Annotated in this window: 19 protein-coding genes; all 19 read right to left on the bottom strand. The window is 44.0% G+C overall.

All coding sequences use genetic code 11. The features are described 5' to 3' along the window. Window positions 1-111: 111 nt before the first annotated feature. Window positions 112-555, bottom strand: a complete 444-nt coding sequence (gene ndk / locus FED51_RS08935; RefSeq protein WP_010897816.1) for a nucleoside-diphosphate kinase — start codon at window positions 553-555, stop codon at window positions 112-114. A 139-nt stretch (window positions 556-694) separates the two neighbouring features. Further along, on the bottom strand, window positions 695-1,666 hold the full coding sequence (hepT, locus tag FED51_RS08930; protein ID WP_053431358.1) for a heptaprenyl diphosphate synthase component II: 972 nt from the start codon (window positions 1,664-1,666) through the stop codon (window positions 695-697). 11 nt (window positions 1,667-1,677) lie between these two features. Next, on the bottom strand, window positions 1,678-2,541 hold the full coding sequence (locus FED51_RS08925; protein WP_053431359.1) for a menaquinone biosynthetic enzyme MqnA/MqnD family protein: 864 nt from the start codon (window positions 2,539-2,541) through the stop codon (window positions 1,678-1,680). Continuing rightward, window positions 2,522-3,142, bottom strand: a complete 621-nt coding sequence (locus FED51_RS08920) for a UbiX family flavin prenyltransferase (RefSeq protein WP_083445552.1) — start codon at window positions 3,140-3,142, stop codon at window positions 2,522-2,524. Before FED51_RS08920 ends, FED51_RS08925 begins: the two co-directional genes overlap by 20 nt. Further along, window positions 3,139-4,002 (bottom strand): UbiA-like polyprenyltransferase, encoded by an 864-nt coding sequence (locus FED51_RS08915; protein WP_134228664.1) that lies wholly within the window; start codon window positions 4,000-4,002, stop codon window positions 3,139-3,141. Before FED51_RS08915 ends, FED51_RS08920 begins: the two co-directional genes overlap by 4 nt. After that, complete coding sequence (gene menG, locus FED51_RS08910) at window positions 3,996-4,733, bottom strand: demethylmenaquinone methyltransferase (RefSeq protein WP_053431360.1); 738 nt, start codon at window positions 4,731-4,733, stop codon at window positions 3,996-3,998. The genes FED51_RS08915 and menG overlap by 7 nt, the downstream gene beginning before the upstream one ends. Window positions 4,734-4,736: 3 nt before the next feature. Then, window positions 4,737-5,564, bottom strand: coding sequence for a heptaprenyl diphosphate synthase component 1 (locus tag FED51_RS08905; protein ID WP_233443888.1), 828 nt, complete (start codon window positions 5,562-5,564; stop codon window positions 4,737-4,739). A gap of 285 nt (window positions 5,565-5,849) precedes the next feature. Continuing rightward, window positions 5,850-6,080 (bottom strand): trp RNA-binding attenuation protein MtrB, encoded by a 231-nt coding sequence (mtrB, locus tag FED51_RS08900; protein ID WP_010897809.1) that lies wholly within the window; start codon window positions 6,078-6,080, stop codon window positions 5,850-5,852. A 10-nt stretch (window positions 6,081-6,090) separates the two neighbouring features. After that, window positions 6,091-6,657, bottom strand: a complete 567-nt coding sequence (gene folE, locus FED51_RS08895) for a GTP cyclohydrolase I FolE (protein WP_053431361.1) — start codon at window positions 6,655-6,657, stop codon at window positions 6,091-6,093. A 140-nt stretch (window positions 6,658-6,797) separates the two neighbouring features. Continuing rightward, complete coding sequence (gene spoIVA / locus FED51_RS08890) at window positions 6,798-8,276, bottom strand: stage IV sporulation protein A (protein WP_010897807.1); 1,479 nt, start codon at window positions 8,274-8,276, stop codon at window positions 6,798-6,800. 482 nt (window positions 8,277-8,758) lie between these two features. Further along, window positions 8,759-9,514, bottom strand: a complete 756-nt coding sequence (locus FED51_RS08885; protein WP_053431362.1) for a hypothetical protein — start codon at window positions 9,512-9,514, stop codon at window positions 8,759-8,761. Between the two features lie 43 nt (window positions 9,515-9,557). Continuing rightward, complete coding sequence (locus tag FED51_RS08880) at window positions 9,558-9,767, bottom strand: DUF2768 domain-containing protein (protein WP_010897805.1); 210 nt, start codon at window positions 9,765-9,767, stop codon at window positions 9,558-9,560. Window positions 9,768-10,070: 303 nt separating this feature from the next. Continuing rightward, window positions 10,071-10,340, bottom strand: a complete 270-nt coding sequence (locus FED51_RS08875) for a stage VI sporulation protein F (protein ID WP_010897804.1) — start codon at window positions 10,338-10,340, stop codon at window positions 10,071-10,073. Between the two features lie 96 nt (window positions 10,341-10,436). Next, window positions 10,437-11,474, bottom strand: a complete 1,038-nt coding sequence (locus FED51_RS08870; protein ID WP_053431363.1) for an NAD(P)H-dependent glycerol-3-phosphate dehydrogenase — start codon at window positions 11,472-11,474, stop codon at window positions 10,437-10,439. Window positions 11,475-11,521: 47 nt separating this feature from the next. Then, window positions 11,522-12,142 carry a glycerol-3-phosphate 1-O-acyltransferase PlsY gene (gene plsY, locus FED51_RS08865; protein WP_010897802.1) on the bottom strand — a complete coding sequence of 207 codons (621 nt, stop codon included), beginning with the start codon at window positions 12,140-12,142 and terminating at the stop codon, window positions 11,522-11,524. 29 nt (window positions 12,143-12,171) lie between these two features. Next, window positions 12,172-13,485 (bottom strand): ribosome biogenesis GTPase Der, encoded by a 1,314-nt coding sequence (gene der, locus FED51_RS08860; protein WP_053431364.1) that lies wholly within the window; start codon window positions 13,483-13,485, stop codon window positions 12,172-12,174. 133 nt (window positions 13,486-13,618) lie between these two features. Further along, entirely contained in the window at window positions 13,619-14,230 is a 612-nt protein-coding gene (locus tag FED51_RS08855) for a YphA family membrane protein (protein WP_053431365.1), read from the bottom strand. Window positions 14,231-14,459: 229 nt separating this feature from the next. Further along, window positions 14,460-15,611, bottom strand: coding sequence for a 30S ribosomal protein S1 (rpsA, locus tag FED51_RS08850; protein ID WP_010897799.1), 1,152 nt, complete (start codon window positions 15,609-15,611; stop codon window positions 14,460-14,462). 80 nt (window positions 15,612-15,691) lie between these two features. Continuing rightward, window positions 15,692-16,279, bottom strand: coding sequence for a lysophospholipid acyltransferase family protein (locus FED51_RS08845; RefSeq protein ID WP_134228656.1), 588 nt, complete (start codon window positions 16,277-16,279; stop codon window positions 15,692-15,694).

The raw sequence follows: 16,279 nt of genomic DNA, 5'->3' as shown, positions 1-16,279 counted from the left end.
TGCTAAAATCACGGTGAGCTTGCGAATCATTTGTACAGAAACGGAAGGAAACACAGAAAGGCTGTCTCTGATCATGAGACAGCCTTGTTATAAACAAAATAATTAAACATGTTATACCCAGCGATTGACGACCTTGTCATATTCATTAAGCTCTGAAGAATCAAAGAAAATATCAATTTCACGTTTAGCACTTTCTGGTGAGTCTGAGCCGTGAATGACATTCATCGCTACTTGGACCCCAAAATCTCCACGAATCGTTCCTGGCTCGGCATCGGCAGGGTTCGTTGCACCCATCATTTTCCGTGCGGTTGCAATCACGTTTTCCCCTTCCCAAACCATTGCAAAAACCGGACCGGACGTAATAAAATCGACCAATTCCCCAAAGAATGGACGCTCTTTATGCTCGGCATAATGTGTTTCAGCTTGCTCTTTTGTAACCGTCATCAATTTCGCGCCGATTAATGTAAACCCTTTCTTTTCAAAGCGAGAAACAATCTCTCCAATCAAATTGCGCTGAACTCCATCAGGTTTGATCATTAAATATGTACGTTCCATGTTCTTCCCTCACCTTTTCTTTTATGTATGGTCATTCCTCCATGATTGTAGCAAAAATCAGGAAATTCCGCAATTAGATTTAAGAAAGCGTGAAAAACGTCTTGATCGTTGAATATCAAGACGTCACTTTTCGATTCCGTTAAAATTTTCGTCTGCCAATATAATTGGCGATTTCTTGTAAAAATTGTTTCGGCTCATCATCAGGTAGATGATCAAGCATTCGCATGGCTTTTTTCAAATAAAGATCGCTGATCGATAGAGCGTAATCGATGCCTCCAGATGAAACAATCGCGGCAATGACCTCTTCCATATGAACCGAGTTGTTGCCTCGATCAGCCAACACCTGTTCAATCAATCGTTTGGCGTGCATATCGTGGTGGAGAGCGTACAAAGCGGGTAGGGTCACATTTCCTTGCAGTAAATCACTTCCTGCCGGCTTCCCTAGCTGCTCTTCCGTACCGACGAAGTCAAGAACATCATCAGTAATTTGAAAGGACATCCCTACGTAATAACCGAAGTAATATAGCTTTTGCACAATCGCTGAATCTGCCTTCGCAGCTAGCGCTCCTAATTGACAGCTTACTGCTATTAACAGAGCGGTTTTTCTTTTAATTCTTCGGAAATAAATGCGCAGATGTTGATTCGGGTTGTATTGGTCACGGATTTGCTCAACTTCACCGAGGCACATCTCGTTGATAGCATTTGAAATGATTTGATGAATGTTTGGATCATCGAAATAGGTTGCCGTTTGTACGGCTTTCGCAAACATGTAATCACCAGTATACATGGCAATCCGATTGTCCCACTGAGACTTGATCGTTTTTTTTCCTCGCCTTAAGTCAGCGTCATCGATCACGTCATCATGAACGAGAGAAGCCATATGAATAAGTTCTAAAGGAACGGCAATATGCTTCAATACGTTGACATCATATGTGCCAAACTTACCTGCCAGCAGCACAAACACTGGACGAATCCTCTTGCCACCAGCCTTTAACAAATGGACAGAGGCCTTCCGTAGAATATTATGTCTAGCCTGAACCGCCTCTTCTAGTTCGCGCTCGATCGTAAAAATATCTTCCTGAAAATGTGCATATATGTCTGCTAGTTTCATAAACGGCCACCTTACATCAAGCTGGAGTGGTGTGTGCGTACGTCACCCCAGATTTTTATTGATTCGATCGGCTTAGGTAAAAAACCTTCTTCGTATGCTTTCTCGTAAAAGAGAAGCAGACCTTTTTGCTGCTGCGTATGAAAATCATATACAAGATTCGAAAAATAGTGGTTCCAAAAAGCCGTCGTTCCACCCATTCCTTTTTGGATGTGTCTAATCATTGAAGCATACTGCTCCTTGCGATTTTTCTCTTTACTTAAAACAAACGCAGTGTAAAGTTCTTCTAGAATCGCTCGCTGCCGAGCAATTGCATCTTTGCGAACGGCAAACACGGCAAAGGTCATTGAAGTACCTGTATATTCTTTCCACAATTCGCCAAGATCATAACGGTATGTCTCAACCTCTTCCCGCCAAGAGGTGACGATCGCTTCATCACCAATAAGAAGACAGCCATCATGGTCTTGCATCATCTCATCAAAGGAAGGGTCCATTTCGTCATATGTCACGTTGACCTCGACATATTGTTTGAGCAAAATTTTTAGTAAGTGAACGGAAGTGGCAGAAGTTGTTGTTAATGCAATACGACTTCCTTCTAACTCCTCTAATGGACGTTTCGTATAGAGGAAAATGGAACCGACAGGCCCGTTTGCCGAGACCGATAAATTTGGCATCAACACGAACTCATCTACATTTTCCGCATAGGCAAATGAAGAGATAGGACCCACTTGAATTCGACCAGCTTTCATTTCACGGTTTAAAGTCGCTGGCGTTTGAATGAGAAAATGGCAATCCTTTTCAAGTAATTTATTTCGATCTACATAGTAAAAAAAGGGGAAAGCATTCGTATACTTTATTTCACCGACTGTGATTGTCACGTTCTTCACCCCATCTCGTAAACAGCTCGTGTTCAATCCCGAGCTGGTCAAGTGCTTTACCAACAACGAAATCAATCAGGTCATCCATTGTTTTTGGTAGCTGATAAAACCCTGGCATGGCAGGTAAAATTGTTACCCCCATTTTCGATAGCTTCAGCATATTTTCCAAATGAATTTGATTTAACGGCGTTTCCCTTGGAACGATGACGAGGCGGCGTTTCTCTTTCAACATGACGTCGGCTGTTCGCTCTAATAAGTTCCCTGACGCTCCTTGCGCAATGCCGGATAGGGTTCCCATCGAGCACGGAATTATAATCATCCCCGTATTTTGATAGGAACCGCTTGCGATCGGCGCAGTATAATCATCCAACTGGTGGAAGCTTACTTCACCATCGCCAGCCGCAAACAGCTCATCAATCACCTTTTTTCGATCGTCTGTTTGGATGAGCAGTTCTTCTCGGAAAACTTGCCAGCCGGCTTCTGTGATCACTAAGTGGACCTTATATCCCTTTTTTTTCATCTCTTGTACGAGACGTATTCCATATTGCGCTCCGCTTGCTCCTGTTATCCCGACGGTATAAATGCCTTTATACACTGTCATATAAACATATCTCCTAACGTAAAAACAAATAAGACCATGCTTAAGATTCCGTTCATCGTAAAAAAGGCCACATCTACTTTTGATAGATCATCTGCTTTTACAAGCGAGTGCTCATACACCATAATCCCACCAGCAATCAACACACCGATAAAGTAGAGCCATCCGAGCTCTGTTATGAAAAACAGTGTTAAAAATGCGGAAAAGCTTATGATATGAAATCCTTTTGCCATTAGCAAAGCTCGCTTAATTCCAAATCGACTCGGAATGCTGTTTAATCCGTGCTCACGATCATACTCGGCATCCTGAGTAGCGTAAATAACATCGAATCCAGCGGTCCAAAGAGCGACGGCGATAAAAAGGAATAATGCATCCCATGACAATGTACCTGTTGCCCCAACCCAACCGCCGAGTGGGGCAATCCCGATCGTCATGCCAAGAATTAAATGACATGCCCACGTAAATCGCTTCGTGTACGAGTAGATTACAAGAAAAAAGACAGCGACCGGCAATAGATAAACAGCCAGTATGTTTAGCTGGAATGCCGCAACAAACAAAAGAACAAATGAAACGATAATAAAGATACTTACTTCCACACGGGAGACGAGACCTGCCGGAATGGCTCGTCCAGCGGTTCGCGGATTCCCTTTATCGATTTTCCAATCGATCACCCGATTTAAGGACATTGCCGCACTTCTAGCACCTACCATTGCTAACGTGATCCAAATCCAGGTTGTAAGGGAAGGCCAATGCCCTAGGACAACATGTGAGCCTAAGATCATCCCAAAATAAGCAAACGGCAATGCGAAAACCGTGTGCTCGAACTTGATCATTTCTAGTATAATCTTTATTTTATTTAACACGTTACGTTCCTCGATTCTTCGTCAAAGCTTTCCTTCACACCAAGATGCATCGCTGCAGCACCACCTGAATAAGGTTTTACCTGCACGTCCGTAAGGCCAACTTCTTTAAACATCTGGGCTAATCGGTCACGACCTGGGAAAGACAAAGTTGACTCTTGTAACCACGAATATTCGTCATAGCTTTTAGCGAACATTTTTCCAAAGAGCGGCATGACGTGCCGGAAATAAAAAAAGTATAATTGCTTAAATACGGGAATGGTTGGCTGAGAGGTTTCCAAGCAGACTACCTTGCCCCCGGGCTTTGTCACGCGCGTCATTTCTCTTAACACTTGCATATAATCGGGAACGTTCCGCAACCCGAACCCGATCGTGACAAAGTCAAACGTATCATCAGCATACGGAAGCTCCATTGCATTTCCATGGCGAAGAAAAACATGGTCTAGCCTTTCATCCGCAATTTTTTTCTTACCGATGCTCAGCATATTTTCGCTAAAATCTAATCCTTCCACATGGCCTGTAGGTCCAACCGCCTTCCCGAGGGCGATCGCCCAATCAGCGGTTCCACAACAAACATCTAAGGCTGACTGCCCTTCTTGCACATTCATTCGTTTCATCGTGTCTTTGCGCCATGCTTTGTGTCGCTGAAAACTGATGACAGAATTCATTACATCATAACGCTTATATATTTTTTCGAATACTTGGTGCACTCGCTCTTCTTTCGTTTCTGTCATGTCCTACCCTTCTTCCGCTACTTTTTCATGAATGTAATCAGGTCCGAACAGATCGTTCAAGTGATCAACGAAAAATCGCTCAAACTTTGGAAGAAGAGCTTTTACATGCTCAAGGAGATGATCCTTCCCTTCTTCCACCTTTTCTTCCCAAAACTCCAGTACTTGAAGCTGATCGTCCTTTTTCAACTCATCCACTGGTCGATTTGAACCGAACAGTTCGGTCACAATCGCTTTCATAAGCGGTGTCGCCTTCCCATTGACCCATGCTTCTCGCTCATGTACTAAACGTTTAAGATGGAAGAACACTGAAATTGCTTTTTTCCATGTCGTGAGTTGAAAGTGCTCTGCTAAGTTTTGCAATAAAAATGTATCAACCTTGTCAACATTGTTTTTTACTTCGTCAAAGTCAATGTTTTTCCCATCATAGAGCTTCATTTTATACTCATTGATTTCTTGAATTGAATGGCTAAAAACTTGAATGATCGGCAAGTGACGACTATCTGCTAACAAGTAATAGTAGAGACTACTATAGTAGTCACCAGCTAACACATTTAACTGACGATTTTTTTTGATTGGGTCGGTTTGAATGTTATGAAGGGAGACTGCTTCATGGATTTCGAGGGCCGCATCCACAAGCAGCGCGGACAGCGTAAATAGTTTTGTATCTTTTTTCGGCAATTTTTCCGCTAGCATCGTATATAAAAAGCGGAGCTTGTCCTCATCCACAATCGGTTTCGTTATGTACTTTTCAAGATAGGCATGGCCAATGAGCCCATAAAAGTTATCTTTTATCTCGTTCACTTTGTCATTCAGGTGATTCATCCGTACCATTTAAGCGTCCCCCATCTTCCATGCAAGGACCGATCAGACCCTTGCATCCTTCCTTGATGTCAATTTTTTATGCTAAAAAAATAATTCTTCCAGTATTATAGCACATTTCCTCTGTCTCGATAAACCTCGATTCACCCTTTCCATTAGGCGGCTGTAAGGATGATTCATTCGAATCCAAAATTTGTCATGCATCAGGTAGCGCTTCCACGTTTGTATCACGCATATAAGCTAGTGGATTGATCCCTCTCAAATGCACAAAAAAGAAAAGCAGGACAGCTCCTGCTTTTATTCATCTTTCTCCGTATCTAGCGTACCATAGCTTGTTTGAATGATCGCCTTTCCTCTAATTTTTACCGCTGACGTGTGTTCGGTAAATTGTGCGATCATGACTTCACCTTTATCCAGCTTTTCTGAGTGGTGAAAGCGTGTATCCGTCCCACGTGTCATCCCAAAAACGTTCACACCGTTTTCCTTTGCTTTTATGACAAAAAAGTTTGAGTTATCCCCCACGTTCATAAACCTCCTCCTAGCCTTTAATTAACGAAAGTACTTCTGCCCGTGCTGCTGCATCGTTAGCAAACGTTCCTCGCACCGCCGAAGTCACTGTGGTCGCACCGGGCTTTTTAACCCCACGCATCGTCATGCACATATGCTCCGCTTCAACAACGACAATCACACCGTGAGGCTCGAGCGTTTCCACAAGCGCATCTGCAACGGTCGATGTAATCCGCTCTTGAAGTTGAGGACGTCTCGCAACGGCTTCTACCGCCCTTGCCAATTTGCTTAACCCTGTCACTTTTCCACCTTTTGGGATATAGCCAACGTGAGCCTTCCCGAAAAATGGAACGAGATGGTGTTCACACATGGAGAAGAACGGAATGTCTTTCACTAACACGAGCTCTTCATGATCCTCTCCGAAGATTGTCGCAAAGTGTTCTTTAGGATCTTGGTTCAACCCTGCAAACACTTCTTCGTACATTTTTGCTACTCGTTTCGGCGTATCTTCCAACCCTTCACGAGCTGGATCTTCTCCAATCGCTTCTAAGATCATCACGACGGCTTGTTGAATTTTTTCATGGTCTACCTTGCTCAAAGAAGTTCCTCCATTCTATTTCCACATCAACTGACGGTATGAGTCCATAGCTGATTTTCTGATCGGTAAGTACCATCAAATTTTAGCACAATTAGACGAGGAAAAGCAAAAGAACCCCCTTGCGCAGGGAGCTCTTTCGTTTAGAGGATGATGGCAATTAAACCTCCAGAACCTTCATTGATGATTCTCTCTAACGTTTCTTTCAACTTGTAGCGTGCATTTTCTGGCATGAGTGAAAGTTTTGCAGAGATTCCTTCGCGAACAATCGAGTTCAACGATCGGCCAAAGATATCTGAATTCCAAATAGAAAGTGGATTTTCCTCAAAATCTTGCATCAAATAGCGAACGAGCTCTTCGCTTTGCTTCTCCGTGCCGATGATCGGGGCAAATTCAGACTCCACATCGACCTTAATCATATGAATGGACGGAGCAACAGCTTTTAGACGTACCCCGAACCGAGAGCCTTGGCGAATGATTTCTGGCTCATCGAGACTCATATCGGATAAAGCTGGAGCTGCAATGCCGTAACCAGTCTGCTTCACCATCCGAAGGGCATCAGCTACTTGATCGTATTCAGATTTTGCATGGGCGAATTCCTGCATCAAATGGAGCAAGTGATCTTTTCCACGAATTTCTACGCCCACCACTTCTTTTAAGATTTGGTCGTACAAATCATCTGGTGCATAGAGGTCAATTTCCGCAATCCCTTGGCCCATTTCAATTCCGGCTAAACGGGCATCATCGATAAACTCATACTCAGCAAAGTGACCGACGACCCGGTCCACATCGCGGAGCCGTTTAATATCTTGCACAGTATCACGGACGGACTGCTCATAGTTTTGCCTGAGCCAATGCTCTTCTTTTAATACCATCACCCAGCTCGGCAAATTCACATTCACTTCATGAACTGGAAATTCGAACAGCACTTCGCGGAGAACATTGTTAATGTCCTGCTCCCCCATGCTTTCAATGCTCATCGCCAACACAGGAATGTCATGCTCTTCCTGTAAGTCCCTGCGGAGCTGTTCGGTTTCTGGATGATGAGGTCTTACACTGTTGATGACAATAATGAATGGTTTACCTACTTCTTTTAATTCTTCAATGACTCTCGTTTCTGACTCAATGTAATCATAACGCGGAATTTCACCAATCGATCCGTCTGTTGTAATGACTACCCCAAGTGTTGAATGCTCTTGAATGACTTTTCTCGTACCAATTTCCGCCGCTTCTTGGAACGGAATTGGCTCTTCATACCAAGGGGTATTAATCATCCGTGGACCATTTTCATCTTCATAGCCTTTTGCTCCAGGAACAGCATAACCAACACAATCCACCAATCGTACATTAACATCCAAACCTTCGTCGACATGGATCGAGACAGCTTGATTCGGAACAAATTTCGGTTCTGTTGTCATGATCGTTTTCCCAGCGGCACTTTGCGGTAGTTCGTCTTGGGCACGCGCTTTATCCGCTTCGTTTTCAATGTTTGGCAAAACGACAAGTTCCATGAATTTTTTGATAAAAGTAGATTTCCCCGTACGTACAGCCCCCACGACACCGAGATAGATGTCCCCGCCTGTACGTTCAGCGATGTCTTTGAAAATGTCGATCTTTTCCAAGAGATCCCCTCCCGATTAAAAATTGCGATTCGTCGTTCCCCGTTTCTAGGACACTATCATATGTATGATGTTGTCCACTGATTATGCCTAACCTGATATGTTCAACGGGAAGAAAGCATTCTTTTTTTCGACGAATCTGAACGCGAAGACACGCGCCACCGAGAAGGGGTTGTTCCTTTTATTGTGTTCATAGATGAACATCTCGATTAAAAGAATGCCCCTTCCTCTTGTCAACTATATGAGTGACCTGAACACTTTATGATTAGAAAAACGTAGCTTGTCGTTAAACGAAACGGTTGATGCTATTCTTCCCGTCTCGTTTGTAGCGAAAAAGCCGTATAGATAGGTGCCGGCTCCTCGTCTTTTCTATCTCTCTGCTTAAAAAACGTCGCTTAAATGCCGCGTCCTAGAGACAGAAACAATCGTTTTTTCTATCCATTCATAGAAGGGAAGCGTTCTTAAAAGACAAAAAAAGAGACCGATTACTCGGACTCTCCTAACTCATATTGATTTGGAAGGCTCATATCGTAAATGGGTTCTCCTTTGGAGTCAATCGTATATGGAATGGAATATGCCGGGACAAACGGGCTATCTTCCAAAAGGAGATCACGAATATCCTCACCTGGCCTATACTCCACATTTCCTTCGTTTTGCTGCAATACGCGATTAAGCTCGAGCCGGTAGTCAATCATAACCTCGCCCGTATTTGTGAAAATGAGCGGCAAATAGGTATCACTGTAAGGGCTTGGAACAAGGGGTTCTTCGTTATAGCCCAACTTCTCATAGTCAAGACTAAACAAACCAACATCTAATATGTCCTTTACCGGGGCATAGGTGTGACGACGCATGTAATCATTGAGCTTCCGTTGTACTTGGTTCATTTCGCGTTGTGAACGAAGGTCGATCAATTTCACTTCTGGCTCTTCTTCAACATTAAATAGGACATACTGATAGATCCCACCACTCTCAAATGAGTTTCCTGGTGGTTGCTGCATATAACGGGGCACAAGCTGTCGGAAATCGACTGGGTACCGCTGATAGACGATCACGCTTTGATCACGGGTTTGAATGGGTAAGACTCCTGTATCCGAATAAAATTGATCGACTGCCTGTTGAACGGAAACAAGTTGATCTGCGTAAGGAACTTGGTTTTCGGCCCGCTTATCATCTGGGTAAAGGCAACCTGCTAGAAGAAATACCGTAAGCGCACACAAGAACGTGATCAGCTTCTTTTTCATCATGAATCAACCTTTTCACTCGTAATAATCATCGGTGCAGTGGTTACGACCCGTGGGTCGATGTTGGACCCCCAATGACAATGTAAAACACAATCAAACCGGATACGACTAAACAGAGAAAAGAAAAAACGAGTACGACCTTTTGCAAAAACCCACTTAATTTTTCTCGGCTTACAATAGCGGTCACAACCGAGACGAACATTAAAAAAAGCCCTATGAATGAAATCCACATATTCATCATCGCATCAGACATAGCGGACAACTCCTTTTCATGCAACGTGCTTGTCCATTTTTATGAAACAAGCAGAGGATCATTTTCTATTTACGTTATGTAGTATAGCACAAGCAGCTTCATAGATCGAAGCGAAAATGGTAATAGTAGAAACATGATTGCTTTGAAATTTGTCTCAAGAGAAAAAAATTGTGGAGAAGCGGGGCACACTTCTCCATCATGACTAAACCCTTCTTGTAGCACAAACCCTATGTTAGTGTCTGTTCACTACACTATATGCAATCATGACGCTTTTGCCTTCCGTATTTGCCTAACAAGCCGCCCTTATTTTTTCGTGTTGTTGAACATTTTCGTGAGGGACGCTAAGTCGGTTGGAACATCATTATTTAAAATCGCTTTAACTATTTGATCTTCCTTTTCTTTCGGTACAGGCACGTTCGCTAAACGTGACACTTGTGCAATCAATTGACGAACCGTCTTCTCATCTCGAAGATTTGCTTGACTAACCGAATCTGCTAGCTTGAACAAATCGGCAGGATTAACGTTCGTCTTATTTTTGAGGTGATCAAAAAAAGAACGTTCGTTCTGGGACATAAAGGAGCCTCCTTCATCTTGGTGTCAACATATCGTATGCAACAAATGGTAGTTCGTGCAAAAATACGCGACTAGGAGGCTCTTTTCTTATAGGGTTCAATCGTTCTTCTGATCACTTACGACATCGTGAAGATTTTCCATTTCATGTTTCTTCACCCGTCCCATTAATTCATCTGCTGCGTGCTCTGGCTTCTTCCCTTCAAAAAGAACAGAATAGAGAGCTGAGGTGATCGGCATTTCGATTTGGAGCTTTTGCGCTAATTCATGGGCAGCTTGCGTCGTCCGAATTCCTTCGACGACCATGCCCATACTTTCTTCTACTTCAGCTGGAGATTTTCCTTTTCCTAGCATTTGTCCAGCGCGCCAATTTCGACTATGTATGCTCGTGCAGGTCACGATCAAATCACCTAAACCTGATAATCCTGCAAATGTGAGCGGGCTTGCCCCTAACTTCACTCCAAGCCGTCCGATTTCCGCAAGTCCTCTTGTCATAATCGCGGCTTTTGTATTATCACCATACCCAAGACCATTCGTTAAACCACAAGCGAGAGCGATAATATTTTTTAATGCTCCGCCGATCTCCACTCCGATCAGATCCTCATTCGTATAGACGCGAAACTGTTGATTCATAAACAAATCTTGAATTTGTTTTGTCGTGGAAAGAGACTTTGATGAAACGGTCACTGTCGTCGGCTGTCGTAAGCTCACTTCCTCCGCATGAGAGGGCCCTGACAACACGACCACCTCTTTTAACAATGTTGGCTCTAATTCTTCTTCGATCATCTCAGAAATTCGTAAATGAGAGCCAGGTTCAATCCCTTTGCTTGCATGTACGATTGTCACTGGCTGCTTCAACACATCATTCAATGAACGAACCGCTTGACGGATCGCTTTTGTCGGCACGACGAGAACGATAATCTCAACGTCAATGATCTCCTCCATTGAGCAGGTGGCGACGATCGAACTCGGGATCTCAATGGAAGGCAAATACGTCTCATTTGTATGACGTTCGTTGATTTCTTGTGCGATTTCCTCTCTCCTTGCCACAAGGGTTACATGATGTCCATTGTCCGCCAATACAAGGGAAAGGGCGGTTCCCCAGCTCCCAGCTCCAATGACAGCTACGTTTTTCACTATGAATCCACTCTCCTCTCGCCACTGGCCTAATTGATCTTTTCTATCTACGTTGTTTCCTTTTTACGACCAAGCTTATTCTCCGTCCCACTTAGCAAACGTTGAATATTGCTCCTATGTCGCCACATGGAAAGGATGGCTACAATGATCGTTAAATAGATATAAGCAACTGGGTACCCAAACCATTGTGAAAGGACGGCTACCAGAAGAGCCGTAAGTGTAACGAAAAGGAGCGATCCAAGAGACACGTACCGAGTCCATACAATCGATCCGATGGCAATGACCCCGGCAAGAACTGCTGCAAGTGGCACAAGACTAGCTAACACGCCAATCGTTGTTGCTACGCCTTTTCCTCCGCGAAAACCGTAATAGATCGGCCAGTTATGTCCGATAATGGCTGCAATACCAGCAGCCGCTGCAAACCAGCCATCTCCATCAGGTGTGAGCTGAACGGTGACAACAACAGCAATGACCCCTTTTAAAATGTCAAGCAACAGGACGGTTACCGCCGGGCCAACCCCTAACACGCGTAGAGTGTTTGTCGCTCCAGCATTCCCGCTTCCATGTTGACGAATATCCACTTTTTTAATTTTCTTCGCAATAATGTAACTAAAACTTACTGACCCAAGCAAATAGCTCCCGATGACAAGCAGCCAGCCTAATTCCATCTCTCTCCCCCCAAGGATCCATTACGAGATTAATCATTTTTCTTTCGCGCGATAATTTTAATTGGTGTTCCTTCAAACTCAAACGTGTCACGAAGGCGATTTTCTAAAAATCGCGCATACGAGAAATGCATCAGTTCAGGATCGTTCACAAAGAAAACGAACGTCGGAGGACCGACAGCGACCTGTGTGACATAGTTTATCTTCAGACGCTTTCCATGATCGGTTGGCGTCGGATTCATGGCCACTGCATCCATGACCAGGTCATTCAACACGTGGGTTGGGACGCGCAAATTGTGGTTCTCCGAGACTTTTTTAACCGCCGGCAATACATGTTGTAGCCGTTGCTTCGTTTTAGCTGATACAAACAAAACAGGTGCATAATCCAAAAATTGAAATTCATCCCGAATTTTTTGTTGAAAACGGTGCAAGGTTTTATCGTCTTTTTCAACCGCATCCCATTTGTTTACAACGATAATGATCGCTCGTCCCGCTTCATGAGCATAGCCGGCAATTTTTTTATCTTGCTCAATGATGCCTTCTTCCCCATTAAGCACAACAAGCACCACATCGGAACGTTCAATTGCCTTAAGGGAACGAAGGACACTGTACTTTTCAGTGCTTTCATATACTTTTCCTCTTTTTCTCATCCCAGCTGTATCAATCAATACATACTCCTGATCGTCTCTGCTAAATGGAGTATCAATCGCATCCCGCGTCGTTCCTGGAATGTTGGAGACGATTACCCTCTCTTCTCCGAGCATTGCATTCACTAAGGAAGACTTCCCTACATTTGGGCGTCCGATCAATGAAATACGAATAGTATCTTCATCATAATCGTCTCCCTCATCTTCTGGAAAGTGCTCGACACAGGCATCAAGCAGATCACCAAGCCCTAATCCATGAGCCCCAGAAATCGGGATTGGGTCACCGATTCCTAATGAATAAAATTCGTAAAGCTCCTCCTGCATATCAGGGTGATCGATTTTGTTCACTCCTAAGACGACAGGTTTTTTTGAGCGAAACAATAACTTTGCCACTTCCTGATCAGCCGCTGTCACACCTTCACGTCCATTGACAATAAAAATAATAACATCCGCTTCTTTGATCGCTAGCTCCGCCTGTGCTCGCATTTGTACGAGCAACGGCTCTTCACCGATTTCAATTCCACCGGTATCGATCACATTAAACTCTCGGTTTAACCATTCTCCATGACTGTAAATACGGTCGCGTGTCACACCGGGCCGGTCTTCAACAATGGCCACACGCTCTCCTACGATCCGATTAAAAATTGTAGACTTCCCTACATTCGGGCGTCCTACAATGGCGATTACTGGTTTCGACATTGAGCTTCAACCTTTCTTCTTCTATGTAAACGAACGTGAAAACGCAAATCAACCATGTTTTCACGCGAATAGCACGTACTAGCTCATTCATTTTACTAGAACTTCTCGTAAATGTCGACCCTTCATTAAGCGGTTAAGATGCGGATGGATGGGAAGAAGTTTGCTTTCTGCGATCGGTTATAGACGCAATCCAAGTCGCCAACCATTCAAGGGCACTCCAGCATACGATAAGGAAGCTGCTCACCATGAAGACATCAAGGCTTGCGAAGCTTCCGAGTTCAACAGGATGGTATGAATGACGAAACCCAAACGTGACAAGCCATTCTCCATGGGTAAAACCAAGGATTACGAACGAGAAACGTTTTCTTCGATCCACAGCTAACAACAATACGAGAACTGCGATAATAGGGCCCAAAAGCCATATTCGATCAACGATTAAAACGACCGGATCAAATACTTCTATAAAATGAAAACCTGCATAGGCTGCTGCAATCACCCATGTCCCCATGCAGACGTACAAAAGAGTAGTGCCTTTCGACCTTCGCACGAGGAAGTAACCGATCATTTGCAAAAAAATAACAGATGCATTAATTGCTTGTCCCCCTATCGTAAACTGGATACCACTCATGATGATTAAAAGCAATAATACGACGGCAAGCTTTGTACGCACTTTCGATTTTGGCACAAAAAATGTGATCACAATCCAACTAGTCCAGGCAAACCAAAAAAAATAGCCTCCGCTCATCTAACCCACCTCGGTCCCAGTATCGGCGGTTTTCGCTATTTTTAAACAACGCAGTGTTGTTGTTAATCACTCTAGTAGGAAAGAAAAAAGTCGTGAGCAAATCCTATCAGTGTGAGAACAGCGGCGACTCTTGAGTGATCCTTTACACCTTGCTTGCAGCAAGTGATCGCTCCCTTCTCCTTTGCACAAAAAATCGGTGGCCGTTTCAACGCCACCGATTCACTGATCCTTACTTGTATTTTTTCAGTTCGTCACCAATCATATCACCGAGTGAGAAACCTGAGGATTCCTCATTCGTGCTTTCATAAACTTCACGGTCACTTTGATTGCTTCCAGCATCGTCTAAAAGTTCACGAATGCTGAGCGAAATCCGTTTTTCAGAGATGTTCACATCTAGAACTTTCGCTTGTACACGTTCGCCCTCTGATAGTACTTCTCCAGGTGTTCCGATGTGGCGATTGGCAATTTGCGAAATATGAACGAGTCCCTCAACTCCAGGAGCTACTTCTACAAAGGCTCCAAAGGATACGAGTCGTTTAACTGTTCCTTCGATGACATCACCCGGCTGAATCGTTCCTTCCACTTGCTCCCAAGGACCTGGCAATGTCTCTTTAATCGATAACGATACGCGCTCGCTATCAGGATCTACAGATAAAACCTTTACTTTTACTGCATCCCCTTCTTTTACAACTTCTGCCGGTGTTTCCACTCGATGGTGGGCAAGTTGAGAGATATGAACAAGTCCATCTACACCACCAACATCCACAAAGGCTCCAAAGTCTGTTAACCGCTGAACCGTTCCTTCAACAACATCACCTGGTTGTAGGGATGCAAGCACTTCTTTCTTCTTCGCTTCAACTTCTTCGTCAAGAACGGCACGCTGAGATAGAATAAGCTTATTCGCTTCTTTATCAAGCTCCACCACTTTAAGGCGAAGAGTGCGTCCTTTATAGTCTGAGAAATCTTCAACATAATGACGTTCGACAAGAGACGCTGGAATGAAGCCACGGACGCCTAGATCTACGACGAGACCTCCTTTGACGACATCTGCCACTTCAGCTTCGATTACTTCTCCTGAATCAAGGGCAGCTTGAAGCGTTTCCCACGCTTTTTCTGCTTGTACAGCACGCTTAGACAAAATGAGCTCATCATCTTCCACTTTTAATACTTTTAGCTCAAGCTCGTCCCCTTCAGACAGAACGTCACTTACTTTCTCCACATGCAAGCTGGAAAGCTCGCTAATTGGAATGATGCCATCCACTTTAAAGCCTACGTCGACGAACGCTTGCTTATCTTCGACTTTTGTCACTTTCCCGCTGACAACATCTCCAACAGAAAAAGATTTCATCTCTGTGACTTCATTGTTCATTTCTTCGACCATTGACTTTTGCCTCCTTCAACCCACAAAACGAGGGAAATCTAACTTTGTTTATAACCATCTTTCACGTATGCGAAAGAGATTTAACTCATGTGATTTTGTTCATGTAGCTTGCGAATGGCTTTCATAATGACTTCAGTGGCCTCTTCAGCGGAAGCTTTACGCTCCTTCAGCTCTTCCATCGGGACCGGGTCCCCAATCACAAAGCGGACTTTTCGAAAAAAGCGATATTTACCTACGATCGCACAAGGGACTACCGTTGCATCGCTTCGTAAGGCAAAGAAACCAACTCCAGATAGCCCTTTCCCAATTTGTCCATCTTTGCTGCGAGTGCCTTCGGGAAAGATCCCGAGTGTTTCGCCTTCTTTTAATAGCTTCAACCCAACTTTTAACGCTTGTTTGTCGCCTGCTCCCCGTCTAACCGGAAACGCGCCTACCGCCATCATCAGTGACTGGAGCGGTTTGAATCGAAAGAGCTCTTCCTTTGCCATAAAGCGAACTTTACGTGGGAAAAACGAGCCGACAAACGGCGGATCATAGTTGCTAAAATGGTTGCAACAAAGGAGTAATCCTCCTTCGTCAGGAATGCGGCTTGCGCCAATGACTTCAACTTTGAAAAAGAGACGAAAATATGACCGACAAATCCATCTGCCAATGGAATAAATGGACAT

Source organism: Halalkalibacterium halodurans (assembly GCF_005671335.1).
Classification (GTDB): domain Bacteria; phylum Bacillota; class Bacilli; order Bacillales; family Bacillaceae_D; genus Halalkalibacterium; species Halalkalibacterium halodurans.
Note: the sequence above shows the minus strand (reverse complement) of the source record. Positions and strands in the feature narration are given on the sequence as shown.

Excerpts from the sequence above, each read along its gene's own strand:
- ndk (WP_010897816.1), bottom strand. The coding sequence starts at position 555 with ATGGAACGTACATATTTAATGATCAAACCTGATGGAGTTCAGCGCAAT.
- hepT (WP_053431358.1), bottom strand. The coding sequence starts at position 1,666 with ATGAAACTAGCAGACATATATGCACATTTTCAGGAAGATATTTTTACG.
- FED51_RS08920 (WP_083445552.1), bottom strand. The coding sequence starts at position 3,142 with ATGACAGTGTATAAAGGCATTTATACCGTCGGGATAACAGGAGCAAGC.
- menG (WP_053431360.1), bottom strand. The coding sequence starts at position 4,733 with ATGACAGAAACGAAAGAAGAGCGAGTGCACCAAGTATTCGAAAAAATA.
- FED51_RS08905 (WP_233443888.1), bottom strand. The coding sequence starts at position 5,564 with ATGGTACGGATGAATCACCTGAATGACAAAGTGAACGAGATAAAAGAT.
- mtrB (WP_010897809.1), bottom strand. The coding sequence starts at position 6,080 with ATGAACGTGGGGGATAACTCAAACTTTTTTGTCATAAAAGCAAAGGAA.
- FED51_RS08885 (WP_053431362.1), bottom strand. The coding sequence starts at position 9,514 with ATGAAAAAGAAGCTGATCACGTTCTTGTGTGCGCTTACGGTATTTCTT.
- FED51_RS08880 (WP_010897805.1), bottom strand. The coding sequence starts at position 9,767 with ATGTCTGATGCGATGATGAATATGTGGATTTCATTCATAGGGCTTTTT.
- FED51_RS08875 (WP_010897804.1), bottom strand. The coding sequence starts at position 10,340 with ATGTCCCAGAACGAACGTTCTTTTTTTGATCACCTCAAAAATAAGACG.
- plsY (WP_010897802.1), bottom strand. The coding sequence starts at position 12,142 with ATGGAATTAGGCTGGCTGCTTGTCATCGGGAGCTATTTGCTTGGGTCA.
- der (WP_053431364.1), bottom strand. The coding sequence starts at position 13,485 with ATGTCGAAACCAGTAATCGCCATTGTAGGACGCCCGAATGTAGGGAAG.
- FED51_RS08855 (WP_053431365.1), bottom strand. The coding sequence starts at position 14,230 with ATGAGCGGAGGCTATTTTTTTTGGTTTGCCTGGACTAGTTGGATTGTG.
- rpsA (WP_010897799.1), bottom strand. The coding sequence starts at position 15,611 with ATGGTCGAAGAAATGAACAATGAAGTCACAGAGATGAAATCTTTTTCT.
- FED51_RS08845 (WP_134228656.1), bottom strand. The coding sequence starts at position 16,279 with ATGTCCATTTATTCCATTGGCAGATGGATTTGTCGGTCATATTTTCGT.